Source organism: Candidatus Hydrogenedentota bacterium (genome assembly GCA_018005585.1).
In the GTDB taxonomy this organism is placed as follows: Bacteria; Hydrogenedentota; Hydrogenedentia; order Hydrogenedentales; family JAGMZX01; genus JAGMZX01.
The window spans coordinates 1-21,245 of record JAGMZX010000060.1 but is presented as its reverse complement, the minus strand read 5'-3'; the positions used below and the strand labels follow the sequence as shown (position 1 = coordinate 21,245).

General features: G+C 64.6%; 13 protein-coding genes and 1 pseudogene. 6 read left to right on the top strand and 8 right to left on the bottom strand.

Annotated elements, in window-relative coordinates:
• Positions 1 to 27: 27 nt before the first annotated feature.
• Positions 28 to 780: a FadR family transcriptional regulator gene (locus tag KA184_11885; GenBank protein MBP8130268.1), complete on the bottom strand. Its 753-nt coding sequence runs from the start codon at positions 778 to 780 to the stop codon at positions 28 to 30.
• Positions 781 to 1,008: 228 nt separating this feature from the next.
• Here KA184_11885 and KA184_11880 point away from each other — a divergent pair, with 228 nt between their 5' ends.
• The 4 genes from KA184_11880 (at position 1,009) to KA184_11865 (ending at position 8,521) form a co-directional block, all read left to right on the top strand.
• The gene (locus KA184_11880; GenBank protein ID MBP8130267.1) at positions 1,009 to 2,376 is read left to right on the top strand and encodes a biotin/lipoyl-binding protein; all 1,368 of its coding nucleotides are present in this window, start codon (positions 1,009 to 1,011) and stop codon (positions 2,374 to 2,376) included.
• Positions 2,373 to 5,744: an efflux RND transporter permease subunit gene (locus KA184_11875; GenBank protein MBP8130266.1), complete on the top strand. Its 3,372-nt coding sequence runs from the start codon at positions 2,373 to 2,375 to the stop codon at positions 5,742 to 5,744. Before KA184_11880 ends, KA184_11875 begins: the two co-directional genes overlap by 4 nt.
• Positions 5,745 to 5,756: 12 nt before the next feature.
• A complete protein-coding gene (locus tag KA184_11870; GenBank protein ID MBP8130265.1) occupies positions 5,757 to 7,385 on the top strand; it encodes a TolC family protein in 1,629 nt (542 codons plus the stop codon).
• A gap of 293 nt (positions 7,386 to 7,678) precedes the next feature.
• Complete coding sequence (locus KA184_11865; GenBank protein MBP8130264.1) at positions 7,679 to 8,521, top strand: hypothetical protein; 843 nt, start codon at positions 7,679 to 7,681, stop codon at positions 8,519 to 8,521.
• Positions 8,522 to 8,666: 145 nt separating this feature from the next.
• Here KA184_11865 and KA184_11860 read toward each other — a convergent pair whose 3' ends face one another.
• Positions 8,667 to 12,290, bottom strand: a complete 3,624-nt coding sequence (locus KA184_11860) for a homocysteine S-methyltransferase family protein (GenBank protein ID MBP8130263.1) — start codon at positions 12,288 to 12,290, stop codon at positions 8,667 to 8,669.
• Between the two features lie 141 nt (positions 12,291 to 12,431).
• Entirely contained in the window at positions 12,432 to 12,578 is a 147-nt protein-coding gene (locus KA184_11855; GenBank protein MBP8130262.1) for a hypothetical protein, read from the bottom strand.
• A gap of 210 nt (positions 12,579 to 12,788) precedes the next feature.
• Here KA184_11855 and KA184_11850 point away from each other — a divergent pair.
• Positions 12,789 to 13,808: pseudogene (locus KA184_11850) on the top strand (DUF2961 domain-containing protein).
• A gap of 479 nt (positions 13,809 to 14,287) precedes the next feature.
• Here KA184_11850 and KA184_11845 read toward each other — a convergent pair.
• A complete protein-coding gene (locus KA184_11845) occupies positions 14,288 to 16,678 on the bottom strand; it encodes a M20/M25/M40 family metallo-hydrolase (GenBank protein ID MBP8130261.1) in 2,391 nt (796 codons plus the stop codon).
• A 135-nt stretch (positions 16,679 to 16,813) separates the two neighbouring features.
• Here KA184_11845 and KA184_11840 point away from each other — a divergent pair, with 135 nt between their 5' ends.
• Positions 16,814 to 17,260 (top strand): hypothetical protein, encoded by a 447-nt coding sequence (locus KA184_11840; protein ID MBP8130260.1) that lies wholly within the window; start codon positions 16,814 to 16,816, stop codon positions 17,258 to 17,260.
• Between the two features lie 10 nt (positions 17,261 to 17,270).
• Here KA184_11840 and KA184_11835 read toward each other — a convergent pair whose 3' ends face one another.
• From KA184_11835 to KA184_11820, 4 genes are read right to left on the bottom strand one after another with little or no spacing between them, the layout of a single operon-like run.
• A complete protein-coding gene (locus KA184_11835) occupies positions 17,271 to 17,936 on the bottom strand; it encodes a hypothetical protein (GenBank protein ID MBP8130259.1) in 666 nt (221 codons plus the stop codon).
• Positions 17,933 to 18,775 carry a tetratricopeptide repeat protein gene (locus KA184_11830; GenBank protein ID MBP8130258.1) on the bottom strand — a complete coding sequence of 281 codons (843 nt, stop codon included), beginning with the start codon at positions 18,773 to 18,775 and terminating at the stop codon, positions 17,933 to 17,935. The genes KA184_11835 and KA184_11830 overlap by 4 nt, the downstream gene beginning before the upstream one ends.
• A 12-nt stretch (positions 18,776 to 18,787) precedes the next feature.
• The gene (gene aroB, locus KA184_11825; protein MBP8130257.1) at positions 18,788 to 19,882 is read right to left on the bottom strand and encodes a 3-dehydroquinate synthase; all 1,095 of its coding nucleotides are present in this window, start codon (positions 19,880 to 19,882) and stop codon (positions 18,788 to 18,790) included.
• Positions 19,883 to 19,894: 12 nt separating this feature from the next.
• Complete coding sequence (locus tag KA184_11820) at positions 19,895 to 20,929, bottom strand: Gfo/Idh/MocA family oxidoreductase (protein MBP8130256.1); 1,035 nt, start codon at positions 20,927 to 20,929, stop codon at positions 19,895 to 19,897.
• Positions 20,930 to 21,245: the final 316 nt, after the last annotated feature.

The following is a 21,245-nucleotide window of genomic DNA, read 5'->3' as shown; positions in this document are numbered from 1 at the left end:
TCTCCGATTCCTCCTGCACCTGCGCGGTCAGACTGCCGGCGTGGCCGCGCCGGTCAGCGTATCGATGAAGGCGTCCACCTGCGCCTTGGTGCGCTCGGAGAGGCGCCGGGCCAGCAGGAAGACCAGTTCTTCGTCCTGCTGCTCGATGGCCGCGACGACATGCGCCAGTTCTTCCTGAGTAAGGACGGGGCCGAAACGTTCCAGCGGCACGGCGGCGCGCAGGCGCGTGATCGCGCGGCCCATATTGTTGAAGATCAAGTTGTAAATAGTGTTGTGCGCGGCTTCCGCGATGGTGCGCAGCATGCGCAGGTGAATCTGGGTGAGGCGGGTGATGTCGGTGAGCGCATCGGCGCGTTGGGCTATCGTGTCGCGCAGGCGCGCCAGTTGCTCCGGGGTGCGCTGCCGCGCGGCAAGCCGCAACACATCGGGGACAAATCGCGTCCAGAAGATAAACAGGTCATCCAGCACGCGCCGGTCAAACAATCCCCCGTCACTGAACAGCAGGTATTCCAGGAGTTCCATGCCACCGTTCAGGAGCACATCCTGCACGTACACGCCCGACCCCTGCCGGATCCGCACCAGGCCCAGCGCTTCGAGCCGCTTGAGCGCCTCGCGCACCACGTGCCGCGACACGGCATGCCGCGCCGCCAATGCGCGTTCCGTCGGCATGCGCGCGCCCGCGGCATACTCGCCATGGAGTATGGCGCGGACCAGCAAGGCTGTAAGGCTCCTCGACGCGGTCGGGTTGGGCGCGCCGGAGCCGCCAGCATCACGTACCATAGCGGCCTCGTTCCAAGTTATTGAACCATTTGCCCGATTATCTTATTCTTGCCTTGAGATTAGTTCAAGTTCCGGGTATATTGGTAGAACCACTGGGCGTGAGGCGCGTCGTTGCTCGCGTGAAGTGTGAAAAAGGCATCGGGTACACTAAAGCCCCTCACGACCGGTGGTGGGTCAGAGCGCTAAGAAAGTCAGGGCTGCGTCGCCCTGGGGAGAATACACCGTACCATGGCAACCGGCAAGGCGAGGCGCCCTCACAGGCTTGTGCTGCGCGTTGTGCTTTGTTCTTTCTTCATTCTTGCGGGAGTGGGCATCAAGCTGTTCCTTGATACGCTGCGCGAGCCGCCCCAAGTGGCTCAAATCGTCGAGCCGCGGTTGCGGGTCGAAGTAGCGCGTGTCGAGCCGGAAGACGTGCGGGTCGAGATTACGGGTTACGGGGAGGTGCGCGCGCTGGATGTAGTCACGATCACGTCCAAGGTCGCGGGCGAGATCCTGGAAGTGTATCCGCGGCTGGAGGTAGGCGAGGTCATTCCGGAAGGCGAACTGTTGTTCCGCATCGATTCGCGAGACTACCAGGCGGCCCGGGCGCAGGCCCAGGCGCAGGTGGACCGCCTGAACAACATGATCACCTTGCTGCGCCAGCAATTCGAGATTGACACGGGCCGCCTCGAAACCTACCGGCGCACGCGCGATATCGCCTTGGAGGAATTCGAGCGCGACAGACGTCTCTACGAAGAGGAAGACGTAGGCTCGGGGTCGTTGGTCAATCTGTCCGAGATCAATTATCGCAAGGCACAGGACGCTTTCGAGCAGGTCGACGAGGCGGTCACCCTGTACCCGCTGCGCATCCGCGAGGCGGAACACGGCCTTGAAGCGGCGAAGGCCGCGCTCGAACTGGCCGAATTGAGCCTCGGCCGCACGGAAGTGCGCGCGCCGTTCACGGCGCGGATTAAGCAGGTACAGATTGAGGCGGGGCAGAATGTGGCTCCCGGCGTTCCGGCGCTGGTCCTTGCGAATGATTCGGTGCTGGAGATTTCCGTGCCGCTTGACAGCCGCGACGCGCGCACGTGGCTTCTGTTCCGGGACGCCGCCGCGGACGTGGCGGAACCTGCCAACTGGTTCGGCGCGCTCGAACCGGTTTCCTGTCAGGTCATCTGGACCGAGGACCCCGGCAACCATGTGTGGACCGGCGCATTGGACCGCGTCGAGCGATTCGACCCTATGACCCGCACGCTGACGGTCGCGGTGCGCATCGATTCCGCCACGCATCCCGCCGAGGGCGATGGGCTCCCCCTGGTTGAGGGCATGTTCTGCCAGGTGACCATCCCCGGCAAGACGATGCGGCAGGTGTATCGCCTGCCGCGCTGGGCGGTCTCGTTCGAGGGCGAGGTCTATGTCGCGGAAGGAGACCTGCTGCAGCGGCGCGCGGTGATGGTGCTGCGCAGTCAAGGCGAAGAGGCATTTGTCTCGGAAGGGCTGCAGCCGGGGGACCTCGTAATCGTGACGCGCCTGCTCAACCCCTTGCCGGGCATGCGCGTCGACATCGCGGCGCCGGCGCCTGAAGCGTCCACGGGCAAGACGGAACGCGCCTCATGAGGAGCCTTATCACCGCCTTCGCGCGCAACAGGGTGTTCTCGAACATCGTGTTGGCGTTCGTCTTTTTCGGCGGTTACCTGGCCCTGATCAACCTGCCGCGCGAAACCTTCCCCGATATGCACCTGGACGTGATCCACGTCACGGTCGTATGGCCGGGGGCGGACCCGGAAGAGGTTGAGGAGGGCATCTGCCGCAAGATCGAGGACGCGGTCGACGGCCTGGTCGGCATTGAACGCTACAACACCGTCTCGAACGAGAATTACGGGTTTGCCATCATCGAAGTGGAGGAAGGCCAGGACCTCAGCATCGTCAAAGACCGCGTGCGCAACGCGGTCGACGCCATAACGACCCTTCCGCCCGACGCGGAACGCCCCGTTGTCGAGGAATATACGCTGCGCGTCCAGGTCCTGTTTCTGGCATTGACGGGCGAGAACGCCACGGAGCGGGACCTGAAGGAATACGCGGAGGAGGTCAAGCGGGACCTGCGGACGATTCCCGCACTGTCGCAGGTCGAGGTCATTGGCACGCGCGACTACGAAATCAGCATCGAAGTCTCGGAAGAGCGGTTGCGTCAGTACGGCATCACATTCGATCAGGTGGCCCAGGCCGTCCGCGCGAACAGCCTGAACCTGCCGGGCGGGCTCATGCGGACCCGGGGCGAGGAAATCCGCCTGCGCACCATGGGCCGGAACTACACGGGGGCGGAATTCGCCAGTATCATCGTGCTGGCCCGGCCTAACGGCGACAACATCACGCTGGACCGCATCGCCACCATCCGCGACGGTTTTGTCGAGGACCAGGTCCTTTCGCGGTTTAACGGCCTGCCGGCCGTCACGGTGTCGATCCGCAAGACGGAAGACGAGGACACGCTCGCGATCGACCGCGCGGTGCACGAATACGTCGAGCGCAAGCGCGCCGACCTGCCCGCCGGCATACACCTCCAGATATGGGGCCGCATGTCGACGGTGCTCGAGGCGCGCATCAGCCTGCTGGTCCGAAACGGGCTGCAGGGCCTGACTCTCGTGTTCATTCTGCTCTGGCTGTTCCTCGACATCCGCCTCAGTTTCTGGGTCAGTCTCGGCATGCCCGTCAGCATCATGGGCGCATTCATGGTCATGTGGTACGCCGACGCGACCATCAACATGATCACGCTCTTCGGCATGGTAGCCGTGCTCGGTATCATCGTGGACGACGCGACCGTTGTCGGCGAGGCGATCTACTACGCGCGCAAGCGCGGCGCGTCGTCCCTGAGAGCGGCCGTGGACGGCGTGATGGAGGTGGGCAGCCCCATCTTCGCGGCGGTTGTAACGAACATGGTGGCGTTTGTCCCGCTCGCCTTCGTCAGCGGGTTCATGGGCCAGATTGTCAAGCCGCTGCCATTGGTAGTCATTGCCGCGTTTACCGTCTCGCTGCTGGAGTGCATGCTCCTGTTCCCCGCGCACATGAGCAAGCTGCCCAACCCGAACCTCAAACCCGAAGGCCGGCATTTCCTGATCCGCCTCGGTCTGCGGTTCCATCGCATTACGAACGAAAGCCTCGAATGGTTTGCGGAGCGCGTCTATCAGCCGGTTGTCACCCTGGCGATCCACTATCGCTACGTGAGCCTCAGCGTCGCGGTCATGGTCCTGCTCATTTCCTGGGGACTGGTGGATACCGGCGTGGTCAAGTTCGTCATGTTCCCCGAGATCGACGGGAATGCGCTCAGCGCTTCCGTCGAGTTCCCGAACGGCACGCCGGTTGAAACCACGGCGGCGGCGGTCGAGCGGATGGAGCAGGCCATACGCGAGGTGGCCGGGCAGCGCGCCACCGCCTCCGGCGAGCCTCTTATCTCCAACATGTTCTCGCTCGCGGGCGCGCGCATCAACGACGTGGGCGGTTCGGACAAGGGCTCGCACCTCGGCACGGTGCGTGTCGAACTGCTCGATTCCGCGCTGCGCGGCATACACACACAGGAACTCATGGCGGCATGGGAGCGTCAGATCGGGCCCTTGCCCGGCGTGCTGGCGCTCACGTTTCGCGGCGACGAACTGCGGCCGCCGGGCCGTCCCATCGAAATCTGGATTCAGGGCGACAACATCGACCGCCTCGCCGCGGCGGCGGACGAGCTGAAAGCCAAACTGGCCACATACGATGGGGTCTATCAGATTCAGGACGATTTCCGGGCCGGCAAAGACGAAATCCGGCTGCGGCTCAAGCCGGAGGCGCGCGCGCTCGGTATTACGGTCGCTGACCTCGCACGCCAGATTTACACGGGCTATTTCGGCCAGGAAGCGGTCCGCGTGCAGCGGGGACGCGACGATGTGCGCGTACGCGTGCGTTATCCCGTTGATGAGCGGCGCCGCTTCTCGGAACTTGAGAAGCTGCGTATCCGCACTTCCGGCGCGCCGGGCGCGTCGCTGCCGCCGGCGATGGGCGCGGGCGGCGCAAGTTCGCTTGCGGCGCTCCTGGGCGCGGGCGGGGCCGGCGCAGGCGGCCCGTCCATGATGCAGCCTGGCGCGCAATCCCTGGGCCGCGTATACGAGGTGCCGTTATTCTCGGTCGCGGACATTGAGTTCACGTCGGGCTACGCGGCAATCAACCGCACGGACGGACAGCGGCGCATCAAGGTAACGACGGAAATCGACAACGCGCGAGCCAACGCCACGGAACTCGTGGCCGAGTTGAGCCGCGAATTTCTGCCGCAAATGCAGGGCAAGTACCGCGACCTCACGATGTCATTCCAGGGCGAGCAACAGGACCTGCGCGAATCGCTGGACAGCCTGCTCTACGGATTTCCGCTCGCTGTCGTGGCCGTGTTCGTCGTCATCGCGACCATTCTACGGTCCTACCTGCAGCCCTTTGTCATCATGTTTACGGTGCCTTTCGGCATTATTGGCGCCGTATTCGGCCACCTCGCTCTCGGCTTCGACCTCTCGATCATGAGCGTGTTCGGCCTGGTCGCGCTGGCCGGCGTCGTCGTAAACGACGCCATCGTGCTCGTCGACTGTCTGAACACGAAACTGGCCCAGGGCGAGTCATTCGCCGACGCGCTGCGGCGCGCGGGCACCCGGCGGTTCCGCGCCATTTTCCTCACGACCATTACCACGGTCGGGGGACTGTTCCCAATCATCATGGAGCGGGACTATCAGGCGCAGATTGTCATACCCATGGCTATCGCGCTGGCTGCGGGCGTGGCATTCTCGACGCTGCTGACGCTGCTGCTGCTGCCTTCCATTCTGAGCATATTGAATGACCTGCGCCGGGTTGCCGCGTGGGCCGCGCGGGGCGTAATGCCCGCGGCCGAAGATGTCGAACCCGCGCGATGGCGCAATGCCGAAGAACAACCCGTCCCCCCGACAGCGGACGCGCCGGACGGAAACACCGTATAGATCTGACTGGATATGTGGAATTCTCAGACAAAGAGCTATCGCTTGCTTGCGGGCCTTGCGGCGGCCGCGGTCCTGATGGCCACGGCGCCCGCGGGGGAACTCACCGAAAACGCCCCGCCGGCCGCCGCCGTTATTGAAGAAGCCGCAGAAGCCGCGGCGGCGCCCGCGGAGGTCGCCGCGGATGCGGCCCCCGTTGCGCAAGCCGTGCACACGGTGCTGGACCTGCCAACGGCGCAACGGCGCGCGCTGGCGGACAACCCCTCGCTGCAGGCAGCCGCCGAGCGGGTCGAACAGACCCGGCAACTCGTGTGGCAGGCCCGTTCGCTTTACCTGCCCCAAATCGACCTCAGCTACACGCTCACATACACGTGGCTGCCGGATTACATCACCGAATCGCTCAACGAATACCTGGATCAAGGGGATGACTTCATTCAACAATTGAAGAAGGCGCTGACACGCACCGCCGCGACGCGCCTGCCCACCGCCAGCCAGCGCCACGCCCTCCGCACGTGGGCGCGCACTACGGAGGACTTGATCGAGGAGGCGCGCGACACGCTGGAAGACCCGCTCGATAACGCAACACTCGGCGTCACCGCGGGCTATCTCGTGTTTGACGGCTTCTCGCGGAAGTTCACGAACGCCATGGCCCGCTTCGGCTACAAGGAAGCACAAGCCGCCGAACGGGAAGGGCGCAGGCTGCTGCTCGACGCCGTAGCCCAGGCCTATTACGGTGTCCAGCTGGCCCGCGAGCAGGTCATCATCGCCCGGTCCGACATCGCATTCAACGAGCGCCTGCTCAAGGAAGCCGCCGTGCGCCGTGAAGCGGGCCGCGCAGCCACGAGCGATGTGCTGAATTTCGAGGTTCTGCTGCGTGCGGCGCGCGGCAGCCTGCTCCGCGCACAGCGAGACCATGAGACCGCGCGCATCGCGCTGGCGCTGCTCATGGGCATACCGGAGGGCATGTTGCCCGAGAACATGGACGTGGCCGAACTGGCTGTCGAGACGCCGGAATCCATGGCCGCGCCCGACGCGGACGAAATGATCGACGTGGCGCTGACGCAGCGGCCCGACCTCGAACAACGCGCGTTCGGCCTGAAACGGGCGGAGGCTGCCGTGCGCGAACGCTACTCCGATTTCGCGCCGCAAGTGGCCGCCATCGCCGGGGCGCGCGCCCAGAGCTATACCAACACTTCGGTTGACAGCGACGAAATCACGTCTACCGTGGGCGTAAACGTAAGCTTGAACCTCTTCTCGGGCGGCCGCCGCATCTCACGCGTGCTCGAGGCGAAACATGCGCGCCGCGAGGCCGAATACCGCATGTCGGAGACGGAATTGAAGGTCATAGGCGAAGTGCGCCAGGCATTGGTCGATCTGGAAGCCTCGCAGCAGGCGCTGATTCTGCAGCGGGGCGCCGCGGAGTTCGTCGAAAAGAACCGCGGCCTCGTCGAGAAGGAATATCGGGCGGGCAAAGCCATGCTGGTGCGCCTGAACCAGGCCCAGCGCGACCTGATACAGGCCCAAGGCCAGCTCGCGCAGGCGCGCGTCGCGCTGCAACGCTCCTGGGCCGCGCTGCGCGCCGCGGCAGGCATCAACCTGATGGAACTGGAAGCAACCCCGGAGAATGATACCGTAACCGAATAGCACGGTGCCGCGCCGCAGGCGCGGTCATCATGGCGAGGGAGTAAGTGATGATGTCCGATACACAGGCCAAGGGAACATCGCTCGATGACATGATCGATTTCCTCTTTGAACTATTTGATCTGCTCGATCTCATCATCGAGGTATTGCGAAACTTCGGCGAGTTTCTCAGCGGCAACTGACGGCGGCGCGTCGCCACGATGCCGTGCGCCGGTTGTCTTGACCGCTCCTGCGGACCAGAACAACGCCACGAAACGCGCCGCAGCGGCGCGAGGCGTCTGAAGGAGGATACGCGGATGTGCTGGAAGAGAGCTTTATGGGCGGCCACGCTGGTTATTGCCGCGTTGGGCCTCGCGGGGTGTCCCCCGAATGCGATTCATTCCCTTACCCTGGTCGCTTCGCCGGCGGGCGCGGGCCAGATCACAGCCACGCCGACCAGCGCAGGCTACCTGGCGGGCACGGTGATTACCCTTGAAGCCGTGCCGGCGCCGGGGTGGACCTTCCGCAACTGGGTCGGCGTGGGCATCAACAACAGCGTCAACCCGGCGTATTTGCGCATTTATGCGGACACGAGCATAACGGCCGTTTTTGTTCCTGAAGGCGGCGGCGAAGGAGAAGGCGAGGGCGAAGCGCCCGCCGAGGTCGTCCGAGACGGCGGCTTCGAGGAAGGCTCCGGCGCGTGGACGCAGCTCTCGCTCGCCTATGCCGACCTGCTCATCTGCGACGCGCCTCATTGCGGACAGCTCGGCGGCATCGGCGCTTATGCGGGCCAGCACTGGGCCTATTTCGGCAGCGCCCCGGACGGCGCCGAGGAGGCCGCATCACTCAGCCAGGACATCGTCATGCCGCGCACGGGCCAGGCCACGCTGCAATTCCAGCTGGCGGCGCCACGCGCCGAGGCGCCGTTTGATTTCCGCGTCTTTTTCGGGCGCAACATGCTTTTCGAGATCTCGGAAGCCGACGCCGCGGAATATGCAACCTATCAGCCGGTCTCCATAGACGTATCCGCCCTGGCCGACGGCAGCGCGGGAACGCTGGTCTTTACCTATATCAATGGCGCAACGGCAGGCGCGGTCATCGGAGTCTTCGTCGACGACGTGTCCATCGCCGTCCCCGGCGGCGAAGGCGAAGGAGAGTAGCACGGGGCCCTGCAATGGTCACCCCGTTCATCCCGTTATTCTGTCCCCATTCTCTTCGAGGCGATAACGGGAGGCACGGGGCGGCAGCGGCCAGTCTCTTTTGAGCCTGTAGAGCCGTTGCTCCGCCCAATCAACGCTTCTTCTCTTAATTGTACCGTGCATCCGGATGAAAAGAAACGATAGCGCCGGTCGTACCCGTCGGCTGAAATTCACAAGCGTCGGTCAGGCGCACGCCGATCTGCGCGGCGCCGTCGAGCAGTTCGTGGATCACTCGATTGTTCGTAATGTTTGTCATGCCGGGATAACCAGGTGACCAGCGTGTGCCGCAGTGCTCCGGCACGCCGAGCAGTTCCCGTTGAAGCTGGTGCAGGTAATCGGCCATGTCCTCCGCGGTCCGGTCCGACAACCCCTGCAGATACAGCAGGGATTCCGAATCGCCGGTGGCGCGGAATTCGTCCAGCACGGCGCCGGTGTTCGGGCCACTGCTGCTGAGTTGCACGCCGCACGCGCCGACCACGCCGCTTTGGCGCGAATCGAAGTACTGCGCGCCGCTGACCAGGTCTTCGTTGCCCGCGCCGATGACCGTGGTAAAATCCAAGCGCGCCACTTCACGGCCCGGCTGGTCCGGGTCGAAGAGAATCAGCGTGTCGCCTTCGGACTGGCATGGGTAGATGCCGAACACGCCCTGCGCGCGCACCCAGTCGTTGCGTGCCGCCTTCTCGGTCCACTCGTCGAAAAGCGCGTTCAACTGCTCCAATGAATGCCCTTTGCGCTCCCGCGAGCTTGCGCCGCCAAAACGCCAATTGAGCGAGTACAGCGTTTTCCGGTCGATATGCGCCGCGAATTCGCGCAGGCTGAAATCGACGCGCCGCAGCCGGAACCGCGGTTCCGGGGGCAACTGGCGCCCATTAAAACTGACCACGCGGCGCGGCAGCGTCTGGAGAAGCGCTTCTTCCCGGGCCGCGCGCTGCTGGGCGTGCTCAAGCCGCCGGACCAGCTTTGCCTTGTTTGCTTCGAGATACGGGTCCAGTGCTTCGCGGGAGCACAGCCGGTTCATCACGTTCACGCCGTCCATGGCGGTGCGGCAATAGAACACGTTCCCGCGCATCTGCGCCGGGTCATCCTGGCCCGCCATGGCGACAAACGCCGCGTGCCGGTCGCTCACGGGCGCGCCGCCGACCAGTACGTGCAGGTGGCCAAGCCCTTGTTCGAGCATCATCTTGGAGACGGTGATCATGTGGTTCGAAGTCTGCACCAGCAGAGCGGACATGCCGATCGCGTCGGCATGGTGCTCCTTTGCGGCATCAAGGTACCGTTGGAGCGGCGTCATCGTACCGAGATCGATCACACGGTAGCCGTAGTTTTCGAGGAGCGTGCGCGCGAGGTCCTTCCCGATCGAGTGTACGTCCTGGTAGACGGTTCCGACAACGACCGTGCCTTTGTATTCGATCTTGCTGTGCACGTCGATGCCGGATTCATGGCGCATGTATGCTTCGAGAAAGCCCATGCACGCGCGCATGACGTCCGCCGACTTGAGCAGGTGCGGCAGCGAGACCTCGCCCCTGCCGAAACCGTCGCCCAGTTCCTGCATCGCGCCCATCAAATACTCATTGATGAAATCCAGCGGCGCGTGGCGCGCGATCGCTTCCGCCACTTGCAGGACGATGCGATCGTGGTACTCATAGGTGCGTCCCTTGAACTCGAACGCGCCCTTTTCACGCTGCTTGAACCCATCCTTGACCTTCTCCGTTATGGCTTTTTCTGCCGGCAGGTCGTCATAGCTGACGCGCTTCTGAACGGCGACGCCCTTCTTTGCCTCCGCAATGGTCTCGAGCTCCGCGAATGCGTCCATGTCGCGTTCCAGCACGACGCGCAGGCCCAGTTCGTAATCGCTCGGGTCGAGGTCGCGCACGAACACGTAGTGATTCGGATTGATAATCGCCGCGTCAAGCCCCCGCTTGCGCGCCTCGTCGAGGAACACAGACGTGAGCACGGTCCGCATGTAGGGTTTCTTCTGCAGGCCGTTCGTGAGGTTGCCGACCCCCACGATCGCGTGTGTTTCCGGGCAAAGTTCCTTCACGCGCCGGATCGCCTCGAGCGATTCGGCGGCGAAATTCATTCCCTCCTCGGATTCGGAACCGATGGGAAACACGTTCACGTCGATCAAGAGCCTGCCGGGCGCGACGCCATGCTTGTCGCGCGCGCGTGCGATAATCTGCCGCGCAAGCGCGACCTTTTCGTCCGCGGTTGCGCCGGGCCCCCCCGGGCCGGTGCACAATCCGACATACAGCGGCGCGTGGAAACGCGTCGCCTCGATGACGGCGTCCACCTTCGGCACGCCTGGTTCGTATTCCTCCATGGAGATCGAGTTCACGACAGGCCGGCCGGGATAGACCTTGATCGCATCGGCGAGCGCGCGCACTTCGAACGAATCGAGGCACATGGCCGCCTTGAAATCCGTGGTCTGGACGTGCACCACCTCCTTCAGGGCCGACGCGGTTTCCACAACGTTCGAGTCCATGCACACGTCGATCACTTCGCAGCCCAGTTCGTTCACCTGCTCGCGAATGACCTCTTCGAGGGCGTCGTGGTCGATGCCGGCGCCGCTCTCGACGGCGTCCCGCACCTTCTTCGAACCGCGCACGTTCAGGCGCTCGCCGAAGCGGATAAGCGCCTTCGAACTGTCCAGCGGCACCGCTTCCTGCGGCCCGGAAACGAACAACCCGGGCTCGACACTGCGCGGTCTGGGCGTCAGGCCGCCGACTTCGCGCGCCAGCACGCGAATATGCTCGGGCGTGGTGCCGCAGCAGCCGCCGACGATAGTGACGCCGTATTCTTCGACGAAGCGCCGTTGAATCCGCGCGAATTCCTCGGGCGGGAACCGGAACACGGTGCGCCCGTTCTCGGACACGGGCAGGCCGGCGTTCGGCACGACCGAAATGGGCAGCGGGCTGTAGCGCGCAATCTTTTCGACCGTCTTTTCCATCAGGTCCGGCCCGATCGAGCAATTGATGCCAAACGCGTCGATTCCGATGTCCTGCAGGGTCACGAGCGCGGCGTGGATATCCGTGTTGAAAATCTGCATCTTGCCAAACTGGTCGACGGTCACCTGGCAAAGAATCGGCAAGCGCGCGCCGCGCTCGGTCATGGCGCGCACGCCGCCCCAGACCGCCGCCTTCGTCTCCAGCACGTCCTGCTGCGTCTCGAACAGGAGCACCTGCGCGCCGCCGTCGACCAGGCCCAGAACCTGCCGGTAGAAATTGTCCGCAATCTCGTCAAATGTGGCGCGGGCGAGCGTCGCCTTTGTATTTGAGACGACCCGGTTTGACGGACCGATGGAGCCGACGACAAACAAAGGCCGCCCATCGTAAGCGGGCTCGCGCGCGTATTGCTCGACCGCTTCGACGGCAATCTCAGCGCCGCGCCGGCTCAGGTAATAGGCGAATTCCTCATGGGTCAACCGGCGCAGGTCGATGTCGTAGGGAACATGCTCGAAATGCGCCAGGTCCAGTTTCGAGAAATCGTATTCGCCGAGGCGGAGCGGCGACGCGCCGAAGGTGTTGGTCTCGATCGCGTTCGCGCCCGCGCGCAGGTACGCGAGATGGATATCCCGCATGCCGCCGGGCCGCGAAAAACAGAGCAGGTCCGAGCACATGCGGAAATCCGGACCACCGAAGTCCTCGTCGCCGAGGCCAAGGTCCTGTATCATCGTGCCCGTTGCCCCATCGAGCACGAGCACCTGTGTCTTGATCGCCTGGAGGAATCGCATGACTTGAAATTCGACGGGCGCGGCAAGGGGATACAAACCCCGGACCGCGCCCTTCCTGTGACTTTCCTCTAACACCCCGCCCGCACCGCCGCATTCCGGCGGGCTGACCTGCGCGTAGTCTCTGAGCCGGCCGATCGGCGCTCAGGGGTACTTGACTTGGTAATAGGGCGAGGTGTCGTACATTTCCTCGCGGAAATTAAGATACCGTTGCACCTTCGGAGTGACCTTGGGGTCCGAGTACACGGCCCGCGGGGGAAGCGTTTTGCTGATTGCCTGCAAATGTTTCATGCGCAGTTTCCTTGCCGCGGAGGGTTCAAATCCGCCGGCGGCTTCTGTTTCCATATCATATCATGCGCATTCGGCCCGTTGAAAATCCGGTGTCGGCGGCTGCTCTTCAAGCGCGGTCCGATGCACCTTAACATTGGCCGGGCCTCTATGCCATAGTTGGGGACAATCCCGCGGGAACGCGGCGGCCCCGAACATATGGGAGGACCAGCGATGAAACCGGTGGCATGGAGCATCCTGATTAGTGTGGCGGCGTGCGCGGCATGGGCCGGACCAGCGGACGGCCCGCTCGGCGACCTGCCGAACGCAAAGGCCTTCCGCGCGGCGCGCCAGTCGAGTTTCGACCCAAGCGGCGGCAACAGCGACGGGCGCCAGGACTGGCCGATCGGGCCGGGCGAAACGAGAGACATGGCGACCGTCGAGGGCGCGGGCGCTATCACGCACATCTGGGTGACGATCGCGTCCAGCGACCGGTATCACCTGCGCAACCTCGTGCTGCGCATGTACTGGGACGGCGAGGAAACACCCTCGGTCGAGGCGCCCATCGGCGATTTCTTCGGCCTGGGCTGGGCCCAGTATTACCAGTATGCGAGCCTGCCCATTCAAATCGGCACAAACAATGCCTTGAACTGTTTCTGGCGCATGCCTTTCTCGAAAGGCGCGCGCGTTACCGTCACAAACGACGGCCCGGTGCAGGTCGATGCGTTCTACTACTACGTGGACTACCAGGTGTACGAAACGCCGCCCGAACATATGCTGCGCTTCCACGCGCAGTACCGCCAAGCGTATCCCTGCGCGCCGGGACGGAATTACACGTTGCTTGAAGCGGCGGGCCGGGGCCACTACGCAGGCTGCAATCAGTCCATTCACAACCGCGCGGACGGCTGGTGGGGCGAAGGCGATGACATGATCTACGTGGACGGCGAAGAGAAGCCGTCTCTGCACGGGACGGGTTCCGAGGACTACTACTGCGGCGCGTGGTGCTACGGCGACGCCTTCAGCAACGCCTATTTCGGCTGTCCGTTGCGCGGCGAACACAAGCGCAACGAATTCTGGAACGTCTATCGCTACCACATCGAGGACCCCGTGCCGTTCACGAAATCGATCCGCGTCACCATCGAACACGGCCACGCCAATGACCGCGGCGACGATTTCAGTTCCGTCGCTTATTGGTACCAGGAAGAGCCCCACGCGCCGTTCCCGGCGCTGCCGCCCGCGGAAGCGCGCATGCCCGAAGGTTCCCAGGTCTTCGTCGAGCCCGCCGCACTGGAAATGGAATCGCTGGCAAGCGAGTTCACCGGCGGGCCGCTCGAAGTGCAGGGCATGGACAGCTACGGCAAGTGGAGCGACGCCCGGCAGTTGTGGTTCCGGCCCGAAGGGCCGACCGTGTACACGTTGCGTTTTGACATGCCGCAACCGCTTGCCGGCGCGTACCGCTGCGAACTCTGGTACACGAAGGCGCCCGACTACGGGCAGGTGGAAATCTGGCTGAACGGCTCCCAGGTCGGCGGCTGGGACGGCTACACCGCGGACGGTGTCGTGCGCGCGAAAGTGGAAGCCGGCGCCGCGCTGGACGCGGGCGAGAACGTGCTCGAAGTGCGCGTCGTGGGCCTGAACGAGCACTCGACGGGCTACATGGCCGGCATCGATTGCCTGCGCCCGAAACGCGTGCCCTAGCGCGGGGGAGTCTTTCGTCGCCGGCGCCGCCTGCCTTACGCGGGCGGCGTTTCTTCCATGCGCCAGGTCTTGACGGTGTAGGTCACGTTGCTCCGGAAACGGCGCCACCATTCGATGGTGTTCGGTTCGGTGACCATGTGCGCGGGGCGCGGCGTGTAGGAAACTTGGGGGATAGCCGGCACGCCGAAGCTTTCCTCGAACAGGGTGAATTCGACCGGGCTGCGCCGGCTCACGCGGACTTCCAGGTCAAGGCCCGCCTCAGACCGGCCTTCATACTGCACCCACCAGGGCTGGCCCGGGCGCGCCTGCGGGTCGTAGCCATCCGGCCCCAGTTGAATGCCGTTGAGCCAGGCAGCGCAGACCTCCGTCTGCGGGCCCGCCTCGATGCGGATACGCGGCGCCGCGCGCCCGGAGCGAATGTGCAGGCGCAACCGGCGCATCCCCCCGTCCATCCGCTCCTCAACCAGCCGGATTTCCGGCTCGGGGACCATCGCAAGCGGCGCGGGCGCGCGCAGGTAGCTCTCCGCGATGTCGGGCCGGAAATCACGCACGGACGCCCGCGGCAAGCCGCTGGGGAAGAACTGGCTGGTCCACTCGTCGAGATCGTCGTCGCTGCTCATCCAGACGGCTTGGTGCCGGTCGAAATTCAGTCCGTAACAGAGACTGTTCATTTTCGGATGGTCGGGCGTGAACCGCAGGCTCAGCAGCGCCCATAGAAACAGAAGGGCCGCCGCGCCGAACACCGCACGATGCAGCAGGCGCGCGCCAACGGCCCCCGCCAACGCGACCAGCGGCGACAGCAACGCCGCGGTCAGCACCACGAACGCCATCCAGAATGGCGCGGGTATCACGGTTACCGCGTAGTGGAAACCAACAATCGTGGGGACAAGCATGCTGATAATGGGCAGCGCGCAGGTCGCCATCCACAGGACCGCCGCGCCGGGCCGGCCCCGCCGGGCGAGCAGCGCGCCGCCGCCCAGCATCAGCAGAGACGCCGCGGCCGGCCATGTGGCCAGATACGCGCCGCCGGGAAGCAGCGCTGCAAGCAGCACCGCCAGCGCGCACCACCAGAAAAGCGCGCCCAGATGCAGGTCCTGCGTGAGAACCCGCCTGCGCAACCCGGCGTAAAGCACGCTGAACAGGCCTAGAGTAAACGCCAGCGCCGCGCCCAGGTACCAGCCGCTGTTGTAGACGATGTATTCCCGCTGGAACGCCCAGCCCGCCGCGACCATGGCCGCAACGGGCAGCATGGTCAGAACGAGACACAAGGGCAGCGCGAGCACGCCCCACGCCGCGCCGCGCCACGTGAACACGCCGCGGCACAGGCCCCAACCGGCCACCATAAGAAAAAGCGCGGTCACCCCGGCGCACAGGGGCCATGTCCAACTTGAGGGATACAGCGCCAGATGAAATCCAAGGACGTTGAAATAGGTGTAGTCTTCGCTGGCGATGCGGGTCAGGTCTTCCCGCCCGAAATACCGCGTCAAGGCGAGCGCGTAACTGCCGTGGTGTTGTACCGAGCCGCGGTCTATATGCTCTGCATCGTCGTTCTCCGTGTGGTAGTACTTGATGCCGCCGATGAACGCGAAGTTCAATCCGGGCACGCCGTCCTGTTTCAGGATACGGTAGTCGGTGCTCGTCGGCATGCGCCCCGCGATGTCATACATGAACGACGATGCGACCGGGTACGGCGCCGCCTTGGCGAATCCCCGGATCAGCCACCCGTTCCTCGGGCTTGTCTCGAACATGAAGGACGGCCCGTAATAGCCGCGCGCCTCGAAATTGAGCACAAGCCCCACGTCGTTGTACCAGCGGTGCTTCCGGAATGCCTGCGCCCCGAGCACGCCCGCCTCCTCGCCGTCCGTGAATAGGAGTATGACGTCGTTTTCGAGGCGGCGGCCGGCCTGCGCGTCCGCGACAAGCGCCCGCGCGGTCTCGAGCATTGCGGCCACGCCCGAGGCGTCGTCCGCGGCCCCGGGACCATAGGGCGTCGAATCATAGTGCGCCATGAGAAGCACGGCCTTGCCCGGCGCCGTGCCGGGAATCCGCGCGAGCACGTTCTCGACCAGGCAGACAAGGTACGGCGGCCGCCGCACATCGCGCTCGACATAGGCGCGGTCCGTTTCCAACTCGACGCCCAGCTCCGGCGCCTTAGCGGCAAGCCCGGCCAGCTCTTGCTCGAGGTAGGCGCGCACGCGCGCATTCTCCGGCGTGCCAATGGGATGCGGCTCGCGCGCGATCTCTTCGACGTGACGCATCGCCCGGGCGGCCGAGAATTGGTCCGGCGGCGCGGTGTCGCCGAGCGGGTCCGGGGCGCGGAAGGCATGCACCTGAAAAACAGTCCACCCCGTGAGAAAAACAAGCACCCCCCATGACGCCCAGCGCTTGCCCAGCGCGAACGCCAGCATGTCTCGCGTCACTTGCACTATGAACATCCGGCCGGTTGCTGTGGCCTTTAGACCGGCACGCTGCTGGAGCAGGTTTCATGCCAAGAAAATTAGGGCTTGACAGTACCCGGGGATGGCGTATCATGGAAACGGATCTGAAGAGGAGGATCTGCCATGGCCGCTCATCAGATGATCGACCTGCTGCGTTTCACCGAGCAGTTTCACCAGGACCTGGCCGACTACTACGAGCAGTTGGGTCAGCAGGCGCAACGCGAGGACGTGAAACAGACGCTCGACTACATGGCGCACCACGAGCACTGCCTCCAACTGTGCTTCCACGAATACGAGTTGGGCGCGCCCAAGCCCGTCACGCAGGCGTGGCTCCGGAACCCGCCGGAATTCCGGTTTCCCAGCGGACTGCGCGAGAAACGCATCAGCGCGGACATGACGGTGGACGAGGTCTTGCGGCTTGCGCTCCAGTTCGACGAGGAATTGATCGCGTTTTACGAACGCCTCGCCGGCCTGGACTTGCCGGGCGAATTGCGCGCGGCAATCGACGCCATTCTGGACATGGAACGCGAGGAAGAGAAGCGCCTCGTGCGCGGTATTCAGGACCTTTGACGCCCCGGCGTCAGTCCCGCGCGGCGTCTGTGCTGTCCAGCGTGTCCGTATGCAGCTCGAGCGGGGTCTGGGGCGGCGGTGGTTCGGTCGGAAAAGCAAACTCGAGTTGCAGGCGGCGGATCAGGTTGTAGCGCTTCAGCAGGCGCAGTGTTTGCAGTGTCGCCGATGGCGAATACTGGCCGTAGGCACTGACCTTGTTCAGCAGCTCCTCAAGAATGACTGGGAATTCCACTACGTGATCGATTGCCAGGCCGCGGAGGAGGCGCAAGGCCCGCTCCCGCGGCTCCGGCGAGGCCGGCAATTCGGAAATGACCAGGACCGTGGCGAAATCCCGGCCGCCGAACGCCCGCTCGGCCAGCAGGCGCGTTTCCTCGCCGGCCACATGCCCGAGAACGGGGTTCGTTTCGACCAACGAGGGATAGAACCGGTCCGCGTGCCATGCCCGCACCTCGACCACGGCGCGCTGCAGCCCCGGGACATCGCCCGGCTCGATCAGGAAATTGACACGCCGCAAAGCGTCGGGCCGCGTATTCTCGACAAACAGGAGAAGCGGCGAGTCGCTGGGCCGGGCCGGCCATGCGCCGCTTGCGGGGGGATCATGCTGCCAGTAGGGCAGCACTTGGAATAGATGCAATTCAAAGCATTCGCGCACCAGCTGAACGTTGAAATCGCTCATGGTCCACCGCCTCCCTTTTCCAGCGCGGCGAGCGCGGCGCCCAGACGGTGATTGGGATCGAAGCTCAGAATCTGTTGCCCGACTTCGCGCGCGTTCTCGATGCGGCCCAGATGCTGGAGACAGAGTCCGCGCTTCGTCAGCGCGTCCACGCGCGTGAAGTTCTCGCCATAGGCGGTATACCGGCGCGACGGTTCCATCCGGTCTTCCGCCGCGCGATAGAATTCGAGCGCCTTGCCGTAGTCCTCCTTGACGAAACACACCTCCCCGCGCAGGTAATAGCTCTCCGGCGCTTCCGGGTTCGATTCCAACGATTTTTCGAGCAGCGCGTCGGCGCGTATCAAAGCTTCCGCCGACTCATCCAGGAATCCGGCAAGCCGGGCGGCGCGGCCGAGCAGGAACAGCGCGGCAAAGCTGGCGCCGCCGAGGTTGACGGCAGCGCGGGCGAGTTCCGCGGCCGCATCCCATTGGCATTCGTCATAGCTGCAATGAGCCAGGCCGAGATGCGCCCTCGGCTCGTTCTCCTTAATCGCCAGCACCTCCTGAAAATGCATCCGCGCTTCGGCGGCATGGCCAAGTTCCAGCAGGGCAAATCCCAGGTCTACTCGGGGCGGCGCCAGTTTCGGGTTCAGCGCCAGCACGCGGCGCAGCAGTTCGACGGCGTGCTCGGCCTTGCCGATGCGCGCGTAGCAACGGGCAAGCTGGTGAAATGCGGCCAGGAACGACGTGTCCAGTTGCGCGGCTTTCTTGAAAAAGACGATCGCCTGGTCCACGTCACCCCGCATGCTGGCGGTCAGCCCTTCGTCGTAGTAACTTTCCGCGCTTTCGCCACCGAAGGCCATGAAACTCTCCCGTCAGACGCGCCGCAGGGCCAGAAGGGCGGCCCGGGCCTGCGATTCCTCAATGTCCGTCCGTTGCACGACAACGCCCAACGCAGTGGGCAGGATAAACTTCATCGCGCCCGCGCGCACCTTCTTGTCCTTACGCATCGCCTGCAACGTCGCTTCCACCGGCAGGTCCGGCCATGCCACGGGCAACCCGAACGCCGCAACGCACCGCCGCTGCCGCTCGACAAAGGCGTCGTCCACCATGCCAACACCCCGGGCCAGGTGCGCCGCGGCGCACATGCCCAGCGCCACCGCCTCTCCGTGCAGGAACCGCGTGAATCCGGTGACCGCCTCGATGGCATGGCCGAAGGTATGGCCATAGTTCAAATTCGCGCGCTTGCCCTGCTCCGTTTCATCCTCGGCGACAATGGCCGCCTTAATCTCGCAGGAGCGCAGCACGGGCAAACACAGCGCGTCAAGGTCCGCGCGCAGGATGGCGTCCTTGTTCTCCTCCAGATAGGCGAACAGCGCCGCATCCGCGATTATGCCGTGCTTGATGACTTCCGCCAGCCCGGCGCGCAACTCCCGGTCGGGCAGCGTGCGGAGCAATTGCATATCGATGAGCACGGCCTGCGGCTGGTGAAACGCGCCGATGCTGTTCTTGCTCAGCGGATGGTTCACGCCCGTCTTGCCGCCAACGCTGGAATCGACCTGCGCGACGATCGTCGTGGGAATCTGCACAAAAGGAATGCCGCGCATGAACACCGCCGCCGCAAACCCGGCCATGTCGCCCGGCACGCCGCCGCCCAGCGCCACCACGCAACCGGACCGGTCCAGCCCGCCCTCCAGGAACCGGCCACAGATGCTTTCAATCGCTTCCAGCCGCTTGTGCTCTTCGCCCGCCGGCAGCGTGCAGGTCACGCAGCGGCATCCGGCCGCCGCCACAAGCCCTTCGACTCGCGCGCCGTACAACCGGCCCACATTGGCATCCGTGACCAGCCCGACCCCGCCACGCGCGCCCGACTCCCTCAGGAGCGCGGGCAACCGTTCGAGCGTGTTCACGCCGAGGTGGATGGGATAAGAGCGCGCGCCCAGCGCCACGTTGAGGATGGTGGTCTCCATGCGAGGCTCCGCTCAATGCGGCACGCGAACGCGCCGCCCCGTGAGCGACGCCTTTTCGGCGGCCAGGATGATGGCGAGGGCCTTCCTGCCCTCTTCGCCGGTACAATAGGGTTCCTGGAGGCCGAGGACCGCGCGCACGAACGCGCCGCCCGCATCGATGCCCCACGAACCGGGGTAGCGCACGACCGGCGCCGGCGGCTCAAACACGATCTCGCATTCCGGGCTGACCAGGTTCGCGATGACCGGCTTGCCCGGCACGACGCTGACCCGCAGCGTGCCATTCTCGCAATGCAGGAATGTATACTCGGCCGAGGCGCCCTTCACGGTCCACGACGCCGACAAGGTGCCGAGCGTGCCGTCCGCGAACTTCAGGCACGACACGAAATTATCCTCGACATCGCTGTTCTTCTTCTCGAGCCGCTCGTGAAACGCGCTGATCTCCGCCACTTCCTTGCCCGTCAAGAACCGCACCAGGTCCGCCTTGTGCACGCCGAGGTCCGCCATCGCGCCGAACCGCGCCTGTTTCTTCCGGAAGAACCACTTGCCCGCCGGGCTCCAGTGTTCCGGCCCGGCGTGGCCGAACATGGCGCTCACGTGCAGGATCTTGCCCAGGATGCCGCTCGCGACGACTTCCCGCGCCTTGCGGTGCTCGGGGAACAGCCGCTGACTCTGGTTGACCATGAGTTTCGTGCCCGCGCGCTTCGCCGCGTCGATCATCCGCTGCGCCTCGGCCAGACTCGTGGCCATCGGCTTTTCGACGAGCACATGCTTGCCCGCTTTCGCCGCCGCAATGGTCACCGGACCGTGCAGCACGTTCGGAAGCGCCACGACGACGGCCTCGACCCGGTCATCGCGCAACAGCGCGCGGTAGTCCGTGTAGACCTTGGCGCCGGCGCCGTACTGCGCGGCAAGCGCCTGCGCCTTCGCCGGAATCAGGTCGCAGAACGCCGTCAGTTCGCCCATGCCGCAGGTGTAAATGTCCGGGACGTGCAACCGTTGCGCAATCATGCCGCAACCGATGATGCCCACCTTGAGCGTCGTGCCCATTCGATACCCTTTCGCGAAACGCGGACGCCGCCGCGCGCCCGCACGGTTGTGTTGGAAAAACAACGACAGAACAGGATCCGTAGGTATTCTAGTGAACAAGGGAGACGCGCGCAAACACGCGCCCGGCAAAACCGTCCGTTTGCCGGCCCCCACGGCAAAGGCTGACCATTTCACCCTTGGAAATCGGGCCGCGCGCCGTGATAGGATTGTGCGCTCTTCATACTGCCCACGATTGCGTTCCCCCATTTTCAATGGAGATTACGCCATGGCGAAGTACAAGATAGCACTGTTGCCCGGCGACGGCACCGGCCCGGAA